Origin of the sequence: Pedobacter gandavensis, assembly GCF_032678465.1 — a bacterium.
In the GTDB taxonomy this organism is placed as follows: domain Bacteria; phylum Bacteroidota; class Bacteroidia; order Sphingobacteriales; family Sphingobacteriaceae; genus Pedobacter; species Pedobacter gandavensis_B.
The window spans coordinates 461,237-477,165 of sequence record NZ_JAVTSK010000002.1 but is presented as its reverse complement, the minus strand read 5'-3'; the positions used below and the strand labels follow the sequence as shown (position 1 = coordinate 477,165).

The 15,929-nt window shown below is 40.8% G+C and carries 18 protein-coding genes; 11 read left to right on the top strand and 7 right to left on the bottom strand.

All coding sequences use genetic code 11. The annotated features are described in order from the left end of the window. Nucleotides 1–103: 103 nt before the first annotated feature. The 3 genes from R2Q94_RS05145 (at nucleotide 104) to R2Q94_RS05135 (ending at nucleotide 1,596) form a co-directional block, all read left to right on the top strand. Nucleotides 104–658, top strand: a complete 555-nt coding sequence (locus tag R2Q94_RS05145) for a ferritin-like domain-containing protein (protein WP_316820373.1) — start codon at nucleotides 104–106, stop codon at nucleotides 656–658. Nucleotides 659–718: 60 nt separating this feature from the next. After that, the gene (locus R2Q94_RS05140; RefSeq protein WP_316820372.1) at nucleotides 719–871 is read left to right on the top strand and encodes a lmo0937 family membrane protein; all 153 of its coding nucleotides are present in this window, start codon (nucleotides 719–721) and stop codon (nucleotides 869–871) included. A 263-nt stretch (nucleotides 872–1,134) separates the two neighbouring features. Beyond that, nucleotides 1,135–1,596 (top strand): PA2169 family four-helix-bundle protein, encoded by a 462-nt coding sequence (locus tag R2Q94_RS05135; protein WP_316820371.1) that lies wholly within the window; start codon nucleotides 1,135–1,137, stop codon nucleotides 1,594–1,596. A gap of 197 nt (nucleotides 1,597–1,793) precedes the next feature. Here the strand turns inward: R2Q94_RS05135 and R2Q94_RS05130 are convergent, their stop codons facing one another. Both R2Q94_RS05130 and R2Q94_RS05125 read right to left on the bottom strand, forming a co-directional pair. Beyond that, a complete protein-coding gene (locus tag R2Q94_RS05130; protein WP_316820370.1) occupies nucleotides 1,794–2,498 on the bottom strand; it encodes a PHB depolymerase family esterase in 705 nt (234 codons plus the stop codon). Nucleotides 2,499–2,749: 251 nt separating this feature from the next. Then, a complete protein-coding gene (locus R2Q94_RS05125; protein WP_316820369.1) occupies nucleotides 2,750–3,658 on the bottom strand; it encodes a DUF5996 family protein in 909 nt (302 codons plus the stop codon). Between the two features lie 252 nt (nucleotides 3,659–3,910). On the opposite strand from R2Q94_RS05125, the gene R2Q94_RS05120 reads away from it, so the two are divergent. Then, nucleotides 3,911–4,468, top strand: coding sequence for a GNAT family N-acetyltransferase (locus R2Q94_RS05120; protein ID WP_316820368.1), 558 nt, complete (start codon nucleotides 3,911–3,913; stop codon nucleotides 4,466–4,468). 1 nt (nucleotide 4,469) lies between these two features. Here R2Q94_RS05120 and R2Q94_RS05115 read toward each other — a convergent pair whose 3' ends face one another. The 5 genes from R2Q94_RS05115 to R2Q94_RS05095 all read right to left on the bottom strand — a co-directional run bounded on the left by R2Q94_RS05115 (nucleotide 4,470) and on the right by R2Q94_RS05095 (nucleotide 8,788). Next, nucleotides 4,470–5,312: a GNAT family N-acetyltransferase gene (locus tag R2Q94_RS05115; protein ID WP_316820367.1), complete on the bottom strand. Its 843-nt coding sequence runs from the start codon at nucleotides 5,310–5,312 to the stop codon at nucleotides 4,470–4,472. Between the two features lie 142 nt (nucleotides 5,313–5,454). Next, a complete protein-coding gene (locus R2Q94_RS05110; protein ID WP_316820366.1) occupies nucleotides 5,455–6,447 on the bottom strand; it encodes a 2-hydroxyacid dehydrogenase in 993 nt (330 codons plus the stop codon). 50 nt (nucleotides 6,448–6,497) lie between these two features. Beyond that, nucleotides 6,498–7,010 carry a DUF2199 domain-containing protein gene (locus tag R2Q94_RS05105; RefSeq protein ID WP_316820365.1) on the bottom strand — a complete coding sequence of 171 codons (513 nt, stop codon included), beginning with the start codon at nucleotides 7,008–7,010 and terminating at the stop codon, nucleotides 6,498–6,500. A gap of 207 nt (nucleotides 7,011–7,217) precedes the next feature. After that, a complete protein-coding gene (locus tag R2Q94_RS05100) occupies nucleotides 7,218–7,916 on the bottom strand; it encodes an alpha/beta hydrolase (RefSeq protein WP_316820364.1) in 699 nt (232 codons plus the stop codon). A gap of 131 nt (nucleotides 7,917–8,047) precedes the next feature. Continuing rightward, complete coding sequence (locus tag R2Q94_RS05095) at nucleotides 8,048–8,788, bottom strand: 3-oxoacyl-ACP reductase family protein (RefSeq protein ID WP_316820363.1); 741 nt, start codon at nucleotides 8,786–8,788, stop codon at nucleotides 8,048–8,050. Between the two features lie 95 nt (nucleotides 8,789–8,883). On the opposite strand from R2Q94_RS05095, the gene R2Q94_RS05090 reads away from it, so the two are divergent. The 7 genes from R2Q94_RS05090 (at nucleotide 8,884) to R2Q94_RS05060 (ending at nucleotide 15,924) form a co-directional block, all read left to right on the top strand. Beyond that, nucleotides 8,884–9,264 (top strand): helix-turn-helix domain-containing protein, encoded by a 381-nt coding sequence (locus R2Q94_RS05090; protein WP_316820362.1) that lies wholly within the window; start codon nucleotides 8,884–8,886, stop codon nucleotides 9,262–9,264. A gap of 83 nt (nucleotides 9,265–9,347) precedes the next feature. Next, nucleotides 9,348–10,376, top strand: coding sequence for an ABC transporter substrate-binding protein (locus R2Q94_RS05085; RefSeq protein WP_316820361.1), 1,029 nt, complete (start codon nucleotides 9,348–9,350; stop codon nucleotides 10,374–10,376). Next, entirely contained in the window at nucleotides 10,373–11,368 is a 996-nt protein-coding gene (locus R2Q94_RS05080; protein WP_316820360.1) for an iron ABC transporter permease, read from the top strand. The genes R2Q94_RS05085 and R2Q94_RS05080 overlap by 4 nt, the downstream gene beginning before the upstream one ends. Then, nucleotides 11,368–12,138, top strand: a complete 771-nt coding sequence (locus tag R2Q94_RS05075; RefSeq protein WP_316820359.1) for an ABC transporter ATP-binding protein — start codon at nucleotides 11,368–11,370, stop codon at nucleotides 12,136–12,138. The genes R2Q94_RS05080 and R2Q94_RS05075 overlap by 1 nt, the downstream gene beginning before the upstream one ends. Nucleotide 12,139: 1 nt before the next feature. Beyond that, nucleotides 12,140–12,643 carry a GNAT family N-acetyltransferase gene (locus R2Q94_RS05070; protein WP_316820358.1) on the top strand — a complete coding sequence of 168 codons (504 nt, stop codon included), beginning with the start codon at nucleotides 12,140–12,142 and terminating at the stop codon, nucleotides 12,641–12,643. Nucleotides 12,644–12,684: 41 nt separating this feature from the next. Next, nucleotides 12,685–15,138 (top strand): TonB-dependent receptor, encoded by a 2,454-nt coding sequence (locus tag R2Q94_RS05065; RefSeq protein WP_316820357.1) that lies wholly within the window; start codon nucleotides 12,685–12,687, stop codon nucleotides 15,136–15,138. A 9-nt stretch (nucleotides 15,139–15,147) separates the two neighbouring features. Next, the gene (locus R2Q94_RS05060; RefSeq protein WP_316820567.1) at nucleotides 15,148–15,924 is read left to right on the top strand and encodes an ABC transporter ATP-binding protein; all 777 of its coding nucleotides are present in this window, start codon (nucleotides 15,148–15,150) and stop codon (nucleotides 15,922–15,924) included. Nucleotides 15,925–15,929 lie beyond the last annotated feature (5 nt).

Genomic DNA, 15,929 nt, shown 5'->3' with positions numbered 1-15,929 from the left:
TAAACACCTACTGAGCTACAAAAACAAATTTTGCTCCCACTGGTTATTAACGGCATTGATCGTCGACCATCAATAATATTCTTTCTAATGAAAAACTAAAATTATGGCAACTACAACAAAAAGCGGCACAAAGACCGCCTCAAAATCAAAGACCGGGAAAATGGAAAACTCAGAGTTCCATGATTTTTTTGTGGACGAACTGAAAGACATTTACTGGGCAGAAAAACACCTTTCAAAAGCACTTCCTAAAATGCAAAAAGCATCTACCAGCCCGGAGCTGGCGACCGCTTTTGAAAAGCACACTGCAGACACCAATAATCACATCGCAACACTAGAACAGGTATTTGAGCTTTTAGATGAAAAGCCCCAGGCAAAAAAATGTGATGCAATGGAGGGATTATTAGCAGAAGCGACTGGAATCATTGAAGATACTGATACAGGGACTATGATCCGCGATGCTGGTCTGATCCTGGCCGCTCAAAAAGTAGAACATTATGAAATTGCAACTTACGGCACACTAGTGGTATTTGCTCGAAATATGGGGCATAAAGATGTAGCAGAGCTGCTGCAGTTCATACTGGATAATGAAAAAGCCACAGATGTTGCCCTAACCGAAATTGCGATGGCTGCTATCAATGAGCAAGCTGCAAACGAATAAAACAAGAAACAATTAGCTACCCATAGCAATTGCTATGAGGAAAATTTAAAAAAACATACCATGGGAAATATACTATATACTATCGCTGTCATTTTGATCATCATTTGGGCCATTAGCTTTTTAGGTGGTTATTATACGGGAGGAATCATTCACATCCTGATCGTTATTGCAATTATATCAATTGTACTTGGCGTTATTCGAAGGGCATCTTAATAATTTTTTCCAGGCTCCATAGGGGTCTGGAAAAAGCCATCTTCAGCACTTCAACTTACTTTGAGTTATCTTTGGAATAGAATTCAAATAATATTCGAAACATAGTTTTAAAGGGCATCATATGCTAATTAGATAAATAATAATCTGGATGACTTGACAATAAATCTGCAGATCCAAAATTCACAATAATTATCATTTGAAATACAAACAAAAAACCTTACTCCAGACGGACTGTTATTATATTAAACAAAATCTACAAGAACATGGAAAATAAAGCAATTAATACCGAGATCCTTAATGACCTGATTCAAATTAATAATGATCGTGTACTGGGCTATGAGAAAGCACTCTCTGAATTATCCGATGCAGACAGCGATCTAAGAAGTCTATTTTCAGAAATGATTAGACAAAGTAAACAGCATAAAGCAGCCCTAACTCAGGAAGTACAGGTATTGGGCAGTGATGCGGAAACCAGCGGCACTACCACCTCTGGAAAAATATACCGTGCATGGATGGATGTAAAAGCAATCTTTACTGGACACGACCCTGAAACTGTTTTAAATAATTGTGAGTTTGGTGAAGATGCCGCACAAAAAGCTTATAAAATGGCTATAGATACAGAAGGACTTTCTGCTAATCTGAAAAGCATTATCTCAACGCAAAAAGCAGATTTATATAATTCACATAACCAGATTAAAGCACTAAGGGACCAGGTATCCTCCTAAATACCAGTAAGAAATTACAATGCGATCGTCATCTCATTTTATTCTATGCTTTAAATGTATAGATGTTGGGATGGCGATTTCATTGTTAATTAAAATTAAGCTCCTAATGGTTGTAAAATCTATAATCTAATCACAAAACTCCACCAAAATATCCTAATTACCTAGAGGCTATTAATAGATCTTATAATCAAAACAGACTAGCGATTAAGCTTAAATAACCACTTAGGCAAACTTTCTTCCAGAAGAAATGGAATGGTGATGTTGTCATGATTCAATTCTGAGTATGTGGTAAAAGTAATGGATTTGCTGCCCGCAAGATTTTCATAAAACGCCTTACTCCCAGCATAAGGATTCTCTGTATCTTTTTGCCCATGAATCAGCCAAATGTTTTTATGCTTTAACTCCTTTAGATTTGATAAATCTGGAACCGCAGCAATCGAAATCAGACCTGCGAACTGCGCTGGAGAAATACTCATCATGTTCTGTGCAGTTGATGCTCCCATCGAATAGCCAATCAGATAAATCCTGTTGGAGTCTATATTGGTATATTCGTTCTGAAGATTCTTTATAAGATCCAATATCTCATAAACTTCCTTTGATGGTTTTGCAGTAAATATACCATTCTCATTTTCTACATAATTTGAGGAACGTTCGCTAAATTGAGGCACCAATACAAAGCACTTATACTTTTCATAAATTTCGTCTCTGATCCAGATTCTTGATAAGGGCTCCAGTTGTTTTTCATTGTCTTTTCCAATTCGTGTGGAGTTATGCAAAGTGACAACTAAGGGATATTTTTCGTTTGTTTTATAATCCTTTGGTAGTAAAAGTCGATAAGGTAATTCCTTATTGTTCCCCTCATAGGTCCGCTTTTGAAACCTATCAGTAGAAAGATTGTTCATTGTTGCCCGTGTTTGAACAAATGTTAAACTATCAACTTTAATGTTATTACGGTTTTGAATTTGGGCAGATGACAAGTTTTGGGAAAAAAAACATATGGTAAATAAAATATATCGGAGTTTAAACTGCATGATGATTTTTAAGATTGTGCCTAAAAATAATATATTTTTTTTACTAAAGCAGTCGCTTATCAAAACTAGTCATATGTTGATTTATAATATTTCATCACCATTCAAAATAGATCTATAGAAGTCTAAGCTGAAGCATCCAATGCTCCCCTATCCCATTTGGCTAAATTAGCACCAATACTATAAGTGCTCCGCAAAAATTCAAGCAATTTCCCCTCAGGATCTCCAGCACGCTGTACAGCTGAATAGGGCAAAATAAATTCGCCTAATTTTTGATGATAATAGGCCTCGGAAGGTTGGACATCAGCATTTTTATACCCCTCTGGCTCAGGATATAAATAACAATAAAACACTGCTTCCTTCAAATCTTCACTACCTGTCCAAAAGCCACAGCTGCTCACCTCTTTACAATAGGCATCCACGGCAACCCAATTGGGCATCCCAGGTACTCCTCCGGGGTGCTTTGGTGCCTCACGGCCGGAAAAAAGAGATAAAGCCAAATCAAAGCTTCCCCAGAAAAAATGAATTGGACTGCACTTTCCTTTAAATTCGGCTCTGAATTTCATAAAAACACTTTGAATTTTTAACAAAGCCCTATGAAATGCAAGCACTTCCTCCTCCTGATAACTAGCGTGAATAGTATCCAATTCGAAGGGAATAGGATCAACTAGCTCCACAGGAGTAGGCTTAATGAGGATATTAATTTCCAACTCGTTTAACGATTTGAAGATCTTCGCGTAAAAATCGGCTACAGAAAGTCCATGAAGGTCAAATTGCCTGACTGCCCCGTTACTTGTCGTAATTTTTAAGATATGCGCAACAAAATCAAAATCTATCTGAAAATCATGATCATGATACCGCATTGATTGTGTGCTTAGGCCGGTCGTGGTAATGGATAATGTAATATGCCAGGAATGATTGACCCATGGCATCACAGCAAGTTTTATTTTTCCAACAATCTGCGACCATAATTGCAGTGTTTCAAAGGTAGACTTTCCCTTTTCATAAGATAGTATAGGCCATTTATGTTCCATAACAAAGCTGTGATAAGTACAAATAAAAACTTATCGTTTTTCATCATCACGTAAATGATAACAAACTGATCTACAAAATGTTTACAAGCGCACATCTTCTGTTAATTCTCCAGCAGTTTTGATATTCACCTTCTTCTCATCTTCTTTAAATGCCATAAACTAAACACCCCGATACTGGAGTTCATCAAGCTTTCTTCCAGGAAAATACCTGATGATTGTTTAACTTCATACCTTAACCATTCATTAGAAACTATGAAACAGCCCGACTTTTCAGAATTTCCAACATTAACAACCCCCAGATTGGTACTCAGAAGTCTTTCACCGCAGGACCTGCCTGCCATTTATCAATTACGTTCTGACCCAATAGTTGCTGGCTTCACCGGGAGAAAACCCATTAGCCATATAGATGAAGCGGCCGCATACCTCACAAAGATTGAGCGTATGATTAAAAATAATGAATGTGTACTCTGGGCAATAGCTTACCAAAACTCACAGGAGCTGATCGGAGCCATTTGTCTCTGGAATTTCGATGTAACAAATGCAACAGTAGAAATCGGCTATGAATTGCTTCCAGCATACCATAAACAAGGTATTATGGCTGAAACTATTGCGCGTGTCCTGGATTTTGGTTTTAACATCATGGGGGTAAAAACAATTTTAGCTTTTCCATCCGCCGAAAACCTAGCTTCGGTAAAACTACTTGAAAAAGCTGGTTTCAAACTGGCTTCGGATAGCTACCAACATACACACACAGAAGTTCCAGGTATACTGACCTACACAATAAATAAAATCCAGGATCCCATTCATTAATTTAAACCTGTCTACTCATCTCATATTGTGCGATTCCTGAACGAAGTCCAAGTTTTTTTAAGAAGCTCATGGTTGAAGCTTGATCATGAGCTACATTAAAAACATAAACCTCCTGTTGCCCTGCAAGTTCATTTATATAAGACAACAACTGACTCCCAATTCCCTTAGACCGGTAAGCTGCAGCTACCGCCAATTGATTTACTTTTCTTGATGTTGGATTAAAAATGGCATAGCCTACCAATAAATCGTCATGATAAGCCCCTATAATGCAACAATGTTCTTTGCTGTTTTCCAATGACTGAAGATCATTCTGCCAAGATGGCGCCATACTCCAAAAAGAAATGAATTCCGACCATCTAAAACCGTCAATTTCCTTCAATGAGGCGACAGCATTATTTTCTCCAACTTGAATCTTCCCTGTATAGCAATCCAGCTTTCTAACCACAGTATACCCCATTTTTTCATAGGCCTTTATTGCCACATAATTTTCTGTGATCACTTCCAGCAACATCTTTTTTACCTTCAGTTTTTTCAATTCAGGTAGCAGATGATCATACATTTTCCTCACTAAACCCCTGCCCCGGTAATCCGGAATAACTCCTGTAGCAGCATTATAGGCCACTAGTCCTTCAGCAGTATCTCTTAATCCATGAAGCATTACTCCAACCATCCGATCTCCATCAAAAACCCCCACAGATAGGTTCAACTTTACATCCTCTGTCAAAATTTTAAATTGCAATTTTTCCAGGGTCAATTGGAATGGAACTATATAATCAGAAAATGATAAATTAATCACCTTCACCAACTGCTCAAGATCAATATTTTCTAAACTCTTTATTTCCATGTTCATTAATTCAAAACTGTTAAAAAAAGTTCGTCCAGCCCTCGTTAAACAAAAAATTCACCCTATAGTATGGATGACCACTAATGGTTTCATTTGAAGGGCCACCATAGACCCTTAATTTCTTTCAAATTTATCACCCCCATTAATTTTGCAGTTTCACACGATTCACTAATGCAGCACCTGCCACAAAAGCATCAACATTCCCAAAAGTTACTTTGGCAATTTCAGTAATCGCTTCCTGTGTCAGAAATCCCTGATGCCCGGTGATCAGTACATTCGGAAAAGAAATCAACTGGCTCAATTGCTCATCTTTAATGATCAGTTCCGAAAAATCATGAAAAAAGAACTCTGATTCCTGCTCATAAACATCCAAACCCAACGAGCCGATCAGACCCGATTTTAAAGCCCTGATTATGGCTTGTGTATCTATCAAACCTCCTCTACTGGTATTGATCAGCATCGCGCCAGGTTTAATGTGTTGTAAACTGGATTCATTGATCAGATATTGCGTATCTACATTCAGCGGACAATGCAATGAAATAAAATCTGCATCTTTCAAAGTATCGGCAAGGCTTCCGTATTTCACACCCAATTTCGCCATCTCCACTGATGGAAAAGGATCATGGGCCTTAATCTCGCAACCAAAACCTTTCAATATCCTGCAAAAGGCCTGTCCAATATGCCCTGTTCCAATCACCGCTACCTTACGTTGATACAAATTGATCCCCATTAGTTTTTCCAGGGAAAAATTACCCTCTCTAACACGGTTATAAGCTTTATGAGTTTTACGATTTAATGTTAAAATCAAAGCCATGGCATGTTCAGCGACAGCCTCAGGTGAATAGGCCGGAACGCGCAAAATCGGAATTTGTAATTGAGCCGCATAGGCGACATCCACATTGTTAAACCCAGCACAACGCAATACAACTAACTTCAGCCCTTTTTGTTGTAATTTTTCCAAAACCGCCTGGCTCAGTACATCATTAACGAATATACAGATCGCCTCACATCCAGCCGCTAATACGGCAGATTCTTCTGAAAGGGATACTTTAAAAAAAACAAGCTGATGGCCGGTATTGTATTCTCTCAAAAAATCCTCATCATACTGACTTGTACTAAAAACTGCAATTTTCATAAATTCTAATTGGTTAAAGAAATAGCGCTGACATTTTGTTGGTGAATTCCCTACCCAAACACAGCCGCAACTCTGCGTTCAGCCTCTTCCAGAGAAATTCCGGCATAATAATCCTTTACAAAGGGATGCTCAGGATCCTGATGAGGAATCACTTCCGGGCGGTCATTCCCTTTTTTCGTTTCTACATTCATAGGTACTGAATCACTGTAGATATAACCGGGCATCCAGTTGGATAACCAGCCAAAGTAACGTACCTCATGATTTTCATTGTTAAAATTTTCATTATAATCCAGAAAACTGGATTCACTCAAAGAAACCCAAACCCCATACTCCAGCCCATCACACTTTCCCGCCACTTTCTGAATCAATACCACACGGATAAAAAAACTATATCCATCCGGACGCTCAATCACGCAAAAATCATCATTGAGCTCTGTTTGTCCATATTGTTTTTCTTCCTCACTAAGTTCAGCATAAACAGAAGGGCATGGAAATACCAAGGCAGGCCATTGGTGGTGTTCTTCGCTGCAGGATTGGCAAATAAAAGTATTTAACGTATTCATAATGACTCCTAAGTTAACCTATTCATCCAATTCCTGAGAAAAATCCTAAACTTTAGGGCTAACATTAATTATAGGAACATATTGAACCCTGATTTTCGGATAAATTTCTGTTGATTGACCAGAAAACAACAAACCCCGTTACTCAATAAATAATGAATTACGGGGTTTGTCATACACATGTGAATCGCTTTCTAGAAATTCTATCGGTTACGCTCCATTTAAATCTTTTGCTGCTTCATCAATTAATCCTGCTACTTCAACCGGCATTGAAGCCAAAGAAGCATGACTTGCCGCCAGTCTGATGATCTTTTTTGCGCCGAGCCTGCCCGACATCCATTCCTGATTCTCTGGTGCAATCATTCTATCTTCTGTTGAAATCTGGTAATAAGACGGTTTATGTTTCCAGGCGGGATTACTGATGTTTTGTCCAAAAGTACTTGCCAATGGTGCCTTTTGTGTAATCCCCATCACCCGTCCTTCCGTAGGAGTTAAATCCTGACAAAAATTCTCATGATACAATTCCGGGATCACCCATAAATAACCATCACTATCCGGCTTAAGCGCTGATGCTCCGGCAGGAAGATGCTGTTGAGTAATAGAACCCGGACTCTCCCCTTCATCCGGAGCAAATGCGGCGATATATACCAAACCCACCACATTTGGCTCATTGCCGGCCTGTGTGATTACGGCTCCACCATAAGAATGTCCCACCAATAAGACCGGCCCCTCTTGTTGTGCAATCATTTTTCGGGTACGCTCCGCATCGTCAGCTAGTGAAGTCAGCGGCATTTCCACCGCTAAGATATTTTTATACCCTTTGTTTAGCAACGCCACAATAACTTTGTTCCAATGTGCAGCTCCACCCCAAAAACCATGTACAAGGATGATACTTAATTTTGATTCCATAAAGATCATTTTATATTAAAGATTTTCAACTGGCTAAAAAGAAGCAAAACAAAACTGATAACCAGACACATAAACCAACACCAACCCAAGAAAATTGTTCTAACAAACTCATCATTTTTAGGATGCCACAGTTAGGCATTCAACCCACCATCAATCGTTAAGGAAGTTCCGGTAATGAATTTTCCTTCCTCACTGGCCAGAAAAACAACCAGGCCTGCGACATCCTCTCCTGTTCCATAATCCGCCAAAGCCATTCTGCTTCTTAGAAAATCAGCCAACTCAGTATTGGAAGGATTCATATCAGTATTAATCGGACCAGGCTGCACCAGGTTCACCGTAATCCCCTTAGCTCCCAAATCTCTGGCCAGCCCCCTGGTAAATCCTGTCAACGCAGATTTACTCATCGTATACAAAGTTGTTTGTGGACTCAATGAATTTTCAGCCATATTGCTGCCAATCGTAATGATTCTACCATTTCTAGGCATTTGAGCCACTACGGCAAGTGAAGCTACAAATACCGCACGTACATTAACGCCCATAATTTCATCGTAATCTTCCAGTGTATGAGCTGCAAAATCATTCCCAATGTAGATCCCCGCATTGTTAACCAGGATGTCAATGGGTCCTAATTCTGAAATGATTTTCTGTATGGCATTGGTCAATGCTATTGGATCTGCACTATCGGCTTCCACAGCCTGAGCCCAGCCCGCATTGGCAATGATTTCAGCAACTACAGTCGCTGCCTTTTCCCCCGACTTCGCATAGGTCAATATTACTTTTGCACCTTCCGCTGCAAGTCTTTTGCTAATCGCTGCTCCCATTCCACGGCTACCACCGGTAACGAAAGCGATCTTGTTTTCTAAACGTTTCATACTGTTTTCTGATTAATTTCTGGTTAAAAGTAGAGACTAATCCCTATTTTTGAGGGTAAACACTGAATTGTCAGGTACTAACAAATAGGTAAGAAATGAGAAAGGAATCCTCTACGAACGCTATTAACGAAAAACAGATCAACGACAGTTGTGGCATGGCTTATTCATTATCCATATTAGGAGGCCGATGGAAACCTGCCATCCTTTGCAGACTGATGCACCAAACCATGCGTTACAGTGATTTGAAAAACGGAATAGAACAGATCTCTGAAAGAATGCTGGTTTCTCAACTTCGCGAGCTGGAAGCAGACCAGGTAGTCAAGCGTACGGTGTACCCGGTAGTTCCGCCAAGAGTGGAATATGAACTTACCGAGCTTGGGTTGAGTATGAAACCAATGCTGGAAGCAATGTCTAACTGGGGAAATATGCACCGCAGCAAGGTTAGCCCAGGTATTGAAACCACTGTAAAAACCTAAGTAACAATGCCATAGTTGGAATTCTAAACTGGCTCTAATCTTCCCCTTATCCCTTTCACATCTGATCATAATATAATTGTAATATGAAAAAATCATATTTCAGTTATTTATACTGCATCCTCATTTTCGCTTCCCTTTTGAGCGCCTGCCAGTCCGGAAAACCGGCCGGTCAAAAGGGAAAGAGTCATCCAATTCTTGCAGTTGATGCACTTGGAGACACCATTCGCCTCAGTCAGCCGGCAAAAAGAGTCGTATCGCTTGTTCCGGCTGCGCTGGACGCGCTTTACATGCTTCAGGCCGACAACTCCATCATCGGCATTCCGAACCGTGTTTACAACGACCCTAATCTATTACCCTACTTTTCAAAAATTGATCCCAGGATCAAAGAAAAACAACTCGCTACGCCCAGCCTAACGGAAACTGGAATGAGTATGGAAAGCATCCTCAGGCTTAACCCTGATTTGGTGATTTTAAACTCTAATCAAACCAATGCCATCCAGATGTTAAAAGAACTGGGTATTCCGGCTTTTGCCATCACCTCTCAAAATTTCGAACAACTCAATCAGGAAATCCTAAACCTTGGTATCCTACTTGGTAAAGAAAGTAGAGCTAAAGAACTCATTTCCTTTAGTCAACTTAAAATACAGAACCTTAAAAGCATAAACAAAAACATCAATCAAAAGAAAACCATTTATTACGCCTGGTCTGGCGGAAGAATTTACTCCACAACAGGCCGAAAAGGATTGATCAATGATTGCTTCGAAATGGCCGGATTGGAGAATGCCTGTCCATTTGAAATAGATGCACCGAACATCAGTCCGGAAACCCTGATCAGCTGGAATCCGGATATCGTACTGCTTTGGAACACCGAAGAAAGTGTGTTATATGGCAAAAAAGAGCTCTCCTCTTTAACAGCGATCAAAAACAAAAGCGTCTTCAACCTAAGGCCCCCTTTTCTATACGACCCACATACTTTAAAAATTGTCCTGGCTTCCATTGCCATCCACCATTACAGCTACCCGAGCACTGCTGCTCCTGAACTTAAGGCGGAGCAGATAGAGATATTATCGGCTTTATATGGGGCGGAAAAGGCTAAACTGATCTTACAATGATACGTCGCATATTCATCAATACCCTCATCTACGGTTTGCCGGTCCCTGTCATCCTCATCTCTTTAATGATCGGATCTTCAGACCATATTGGTTTCAGCGCCTTTTGGGACTGGATCAGAAGTCTGATAGAGCCTAATTATTCCAGTCCGATGGTGGTTGAAAACGTCATCTACAACATTCGCTTACCAAGGGCATTGATGACTTTTCTTGTGGGCGCTGCCCTGGCCACTGCCGGAGGTGTGTTACAAGCTATTTTTAGGAATCCATTGGTAGATCCTTATATCCTGGGCATCTCCTCAGGAGCCGCTTTTGGGGCCTCTCTGGCCATTCTCATCCCGATGCTGGCCATCCATTTGTCCGCATTTGCCTTCGGAGCAGCAGCGGTGACCCTGACCTATGTATTTGGCTACACCAAGAACTCCTCTTCCATTACGATTATCCTGGCGGGAATGATAGTATCAGGTTTATTTACAGCCAGCCTGGCCCTGGTACAATACTTAAGTGACCCTTTCAAATTGCAAGCCATCATCCAGTGGACCATGGGAAGTTTACACCTGAGTTCCTGGCATAAAGTTCAGCAAAGCGTGCTGCCTATTTCAGCCGGACTACTTGGACTGTATTTGATCCGCTGGAAATTGAATTTATTATCGCTGGGAGATGACGAAGCCAGAGCAGTTGGGGTAAATCCAAAGTACATTAAAATCATTGCGGTATTGCTAGCAACAATCGTAACTGCAGTTGCAGTGGCGAGTGCAGGGATCATCAGTTTATATGGTCTGTTTGTCCCACACATTACCCGGATGCTGGTTGGTGCCAGTAACACCAAAACCACACCGGCAAACATTTTCTTTGGCGGTACCTTCCTGCTCATCATCGACAACTTCTGTCGAACAGTATTCCCATACGAAATTCCAATTGGAATCTTCACGATGATTATCGGAGCCCCCTTTTTTATATTCCTGATTAAAAAACGAAAAATTAACTGGTCATAATGAGTGAATTTGCAATCAACATAGAAAACGTGTCCTATTCCATACAAGGAAGAACAATACTGGATCAGGTATCCCTTGCACTACCCGCCAACCAGTTTAGCGTGATCCTGGGTAGAAATGGATGCGGAAAATCCACCTTATTCAACCTGATTACAGGCAAATATCCTTATCCTTCAGGTCTCATCCAGCTCTTGGGACAGGATCGTCTGGAACTCAGGCAAAAGCAGCTGGCTAAAACCATTGGATTTCTTCCGCAGTTTCACCAGAGTGTCTTTCCATTTTCAGTATACGATGTCATTCTTACCGGAAGAGCTGCTTTTTACAGATTTGGCCCTTCAGCTGAAGACCATCATATAGTTAAACAAACATTGGAGAACATGGGTATTTATCACCTGAAAGACAAGGCTTATACAGATCTTTCCGGTGGAGAACGTCAACTGGTATTGATCAGTCGCGTGATGGCCCAGGGACCGGAGATTCTGGTACTCGATGAACCCACCAACCATTTAGATTTACATTTCCAGGCAATGGTTTTAGAAAAACTACAGGCCTATTCCCGCAGCGGGCATACTGTGGTCTGCATCATGCACGACCCGAATATGGCCAATATTTATGCGGATCATATTTATTTCATTAAAAATCAAAAAGCCTATAACAGTGAAGCATTAAAGGCAGAAAACCTTTCAGCAAACATTTACGAAGCGCTGTATGACACACCATTAATGCAGGTTCAGGTAAAAGACAAAACGATTATTATCCCACAATTTTAAGATGACTTATTCTATTCATATCCCAATAGGCGCACAAATAGAACGCGCCAGAGGCTTTTCCTATCAGTCTAGAAAGGAATTGTTTCCCATGCTGAATCATGACCAGATGCCGGCAGATTTACAGCAGTTTGAAGAAACCTACAACAATGGAAATACAGGTGTATTTTTAATTGCAACCAATGATAGCGGACAAATCATAGGCTGTATCGCCGCAGTGCCTTATGACCATCGTTTTGAAGAACTCATTTTATCCTCAGAAAGCCCAACTTATGAAGTTTGCCGGCTCTACGTACTCCCTGCCCATCGCCATCAAAGCCTGGGTAGAACGCTTTTTAATGAACTTCAACTGAGACTTCAGAAACAAGGAATTCAACAGCTCTATCTGCATACACACCCCTTCCTGGATGGTGCACAATCGTTCTGGGAAAAAATGGGTTTTGATTTCCTGCATCAGGATGAGGAAGCACCATTTTTCACCATTCACATGCAAAAACACCATTCCTGAATAACATCCTGAAGTCAACTTCAAACCAAGAAAACTATTCCATGAAAAACATTTGGTTCATTCCAACTACAATTTGCTTTGTGGCTAGCTTTGCGCTATCCCAACAATTACAAGCTCAGGAACCGGGTACCATTAAAGGACTCCTCACAGATGAGCAAGGCAGCCCAGCCTCCAACATCAATATTCGCCTGTCTACACCAGCTGGCAGTAGAAAAAGCGACCACAATGGCGCCTTTCAATTTAACAACTTGTCTTTAGGGCAATACCAGCTGATTTTTACGGGAATTGGCTATCAGCCCGATACAGTTTTACTTACCCTCAGCGAAATGCAAAAGGAAATCGACCTAAAACTGAGATTGAAAAGCAGTGAAGACCGACTACAAGAGGTGGTCGTAATGGGTAGAAAAAAACAATCCTATGTCAACACCAGGAGCTTTATTGGTTCAAAGATAGAGTCCAAAATCACGGAAATTCCCCAAACCATTTCGGTGGTCACCAAAGAACTGATGGAAGATAAACAGGCCTTTCTGATTACCGATGTAGTGGCAGATCTTCCGGGGGTCACCCAATTTTCAGCTTATGACGACCTGACCATCCGTGGTTTCAGAAATGGGAATGAGTCTGGCTTCCGACTGGTAAATGGCCTTCGTTCAGGATATGGTTACGGTACCAGTTATTTCCGGATTCCTTTAACCTTGAATCTGGAAAGCATAGAGATTTTGAAAGGACCCGGAGCAGCACTATTTGGAGACATCAGCCCGGGGGGAACCGTCAATTTAAACACTAAAAAACCATTGGAAGAAAGAAGACACAGCATTTCAATAGCAGCCGGGTCCTTCAATACGATTCGTTCCATGCTGGATTTTACCGGAAACCTGGATGAAGAGAAAAAGATCCTTTATAGACTGAATGTTGGGCATGAAGCCACCAATACGTTCAGGGATATGAATGCGCGCAAATCTCTGATGATCGCTCCTACTTTTACGTTCAGACCTACAGCCAATACCACCATCAATGCAGAGCTCAATTACAGCAATTTTGATGGTTACCTGGACAGAGGAATGGGGATCAGGAGTGGCAATTTTTACGGACTGAAACGCAGCTTTAGCTTAAGTCAGCCAAGCGATTATTTTAAAGTCAATGACATCTCACTGAATGCCTCCCTGAACCATCGCATCAACGATCAATTCTCCATTAATGCCAATTACATGAAGTTTATCTATGCTGAAAATCTGTCTGAGCACCGCACACTAAACACCTTTGCGGATGCACCGTTAAATACCGTCATGAACATGCGTTACATTCAAAAACAGACAAAGGAGTTTACCGACAATGCATCTGCATACCTGCATTACAAGGGTAAAATCAAGGATTTTGGCTATGATATCGTTACCGGACTGGATTATGTGCAATACGAAACGGATAAAGGTGGGCACCAATGGGAAGCACGAACACAGACCATTGAGGGAAAAGTAGTTCCCTTACAATTTGACCTCAACAATCCTACTTATGAATTAAGAAATACCGCTTTATACAACAGATTACCATTGGCCCAGTTTTTTGTAGACTACCTGAACTCTTCTTATCAAACCAAAGGAGTTTTTGTACAAAACAGAATCCGTTGGAAAGATAAACTGAACTTGCTTCTCGGTCTTCGCTACGAAAGCTATGGCGACCAGAGAAAATTTGAAGGGGCGAATTATGAAAAAGTAAAACAGTCGGTATTCTTACCAAGAATTGGTTTAACTTATGCCCTTAATCATCAGTTCAATTACTTTGCAAGTTATAGTCAGGGTTTTATTCCGATTAACCCCATGTTTGTCCGCAATCCCGAAAATTATGGACGTACAGCAGCTTTTAAAAGTCAGACCAGCTATCAGATAGAAACCGGTTTAAAGACCGAATTCTTCAATCAGCGCGTATTCTCCAGTCTATCCTTCTACCACATTGAACGTCAAAATATGCTCGTAAATACCGGACAAATCACAGAGAATGGGAATCCTATCTACCGACAAAATGGAAGGGTAAAATCTCAGGGTCTGGAGTTCGACATTAAAGGGAACCTTTTTCCATTCTTAAACATCAGTGCCAACTATGCTTTCAATCTAACTGAAGTCATGGAAAGTGATTTAAAAATAGAGAAAGGGATGGTGAATGCAAATGCACCTAAACACCTGGCAGCCATATGGACTAAATACAGTCAACATGATGGTGCATTAAGAGGATTGGGCATTGGTATCGGCGGCCAATATGTAGGGAAAAAGAGAATGGAAAACACGGTTCAGAACATTCAGACTGGGGAATTGGAGTGGAATTTCTGGCCTTCCTATGTGCTTGCCAATGCAGCGCTATATTACAAACTCGATAAGATGAGCTTCTCCATCAACGCCAATAACCTGTTCGACAAGTACTATTTTGTTGGGGGATTTGACTACACCAGAGCATTTCCCGGGAGTCCGAGGAATTTCATGACGGCCATCAAATACACTTTCTAAGGACCAGGTATTTGTCTCTCTTCAGACATAAAAACAATAGAAAACCTCTCCTATTCCATACCGGGAAAAACGATACTTGACAACGTTTCCCTTTCCCTCCCGGCCAACCAGTTTAGTGTCATCCTGGGAAGGAATGGAAGTGGAAAGTCAACATTATTCAATCTGATTACTGGTAAATATCCATATGCTTCAGGTCGGGTTGAGCTCTTGGGAAAAGAACGCTCTGCAATACCGCAAAAGAGTTTAGCTAAAACCATTGGATTCCTGCCACAGTTTCAGCAGAGTGTCTTTCCATTTTCAGTGTATGATGTTATTCTCACTGGAAGAGCAGCCTTTTACAGATTTGGCCCCTCTGATGGCGATCATAAAATCGTGGAACATACCCTGTTAAAAATGGGAATTTCACACCTGAAAGACAAATCCTATACCGATCTTTCAGGAGGAGAAAGACAATTGGTGCTGATCAGTCGCGTGATGGCGCAAGGCCCGGAAATTCTGGTTCTAGATGAACCTACGAATCATTTAGACCTCCATTTCCAGGCCTTAGTTTTAGAAAAATTAAAAGTGTATTCCCGCAGGGGTCACACGGTGATCTGCATCATGCACGATCCCAACATGGCCAGTATTTATGCCGACCACACCTACTTTATCAAAGACCAAAAGGCATATGACAGCAGCTTATTGCTAGCGGAAGATCCTTTCGCGAATATCTATAAAGCACTTTATGAAACACCATTGATGCAAGTTCAGGTGAAAGACAAAACGATTATTATACCAGAATTTTAAGCTGA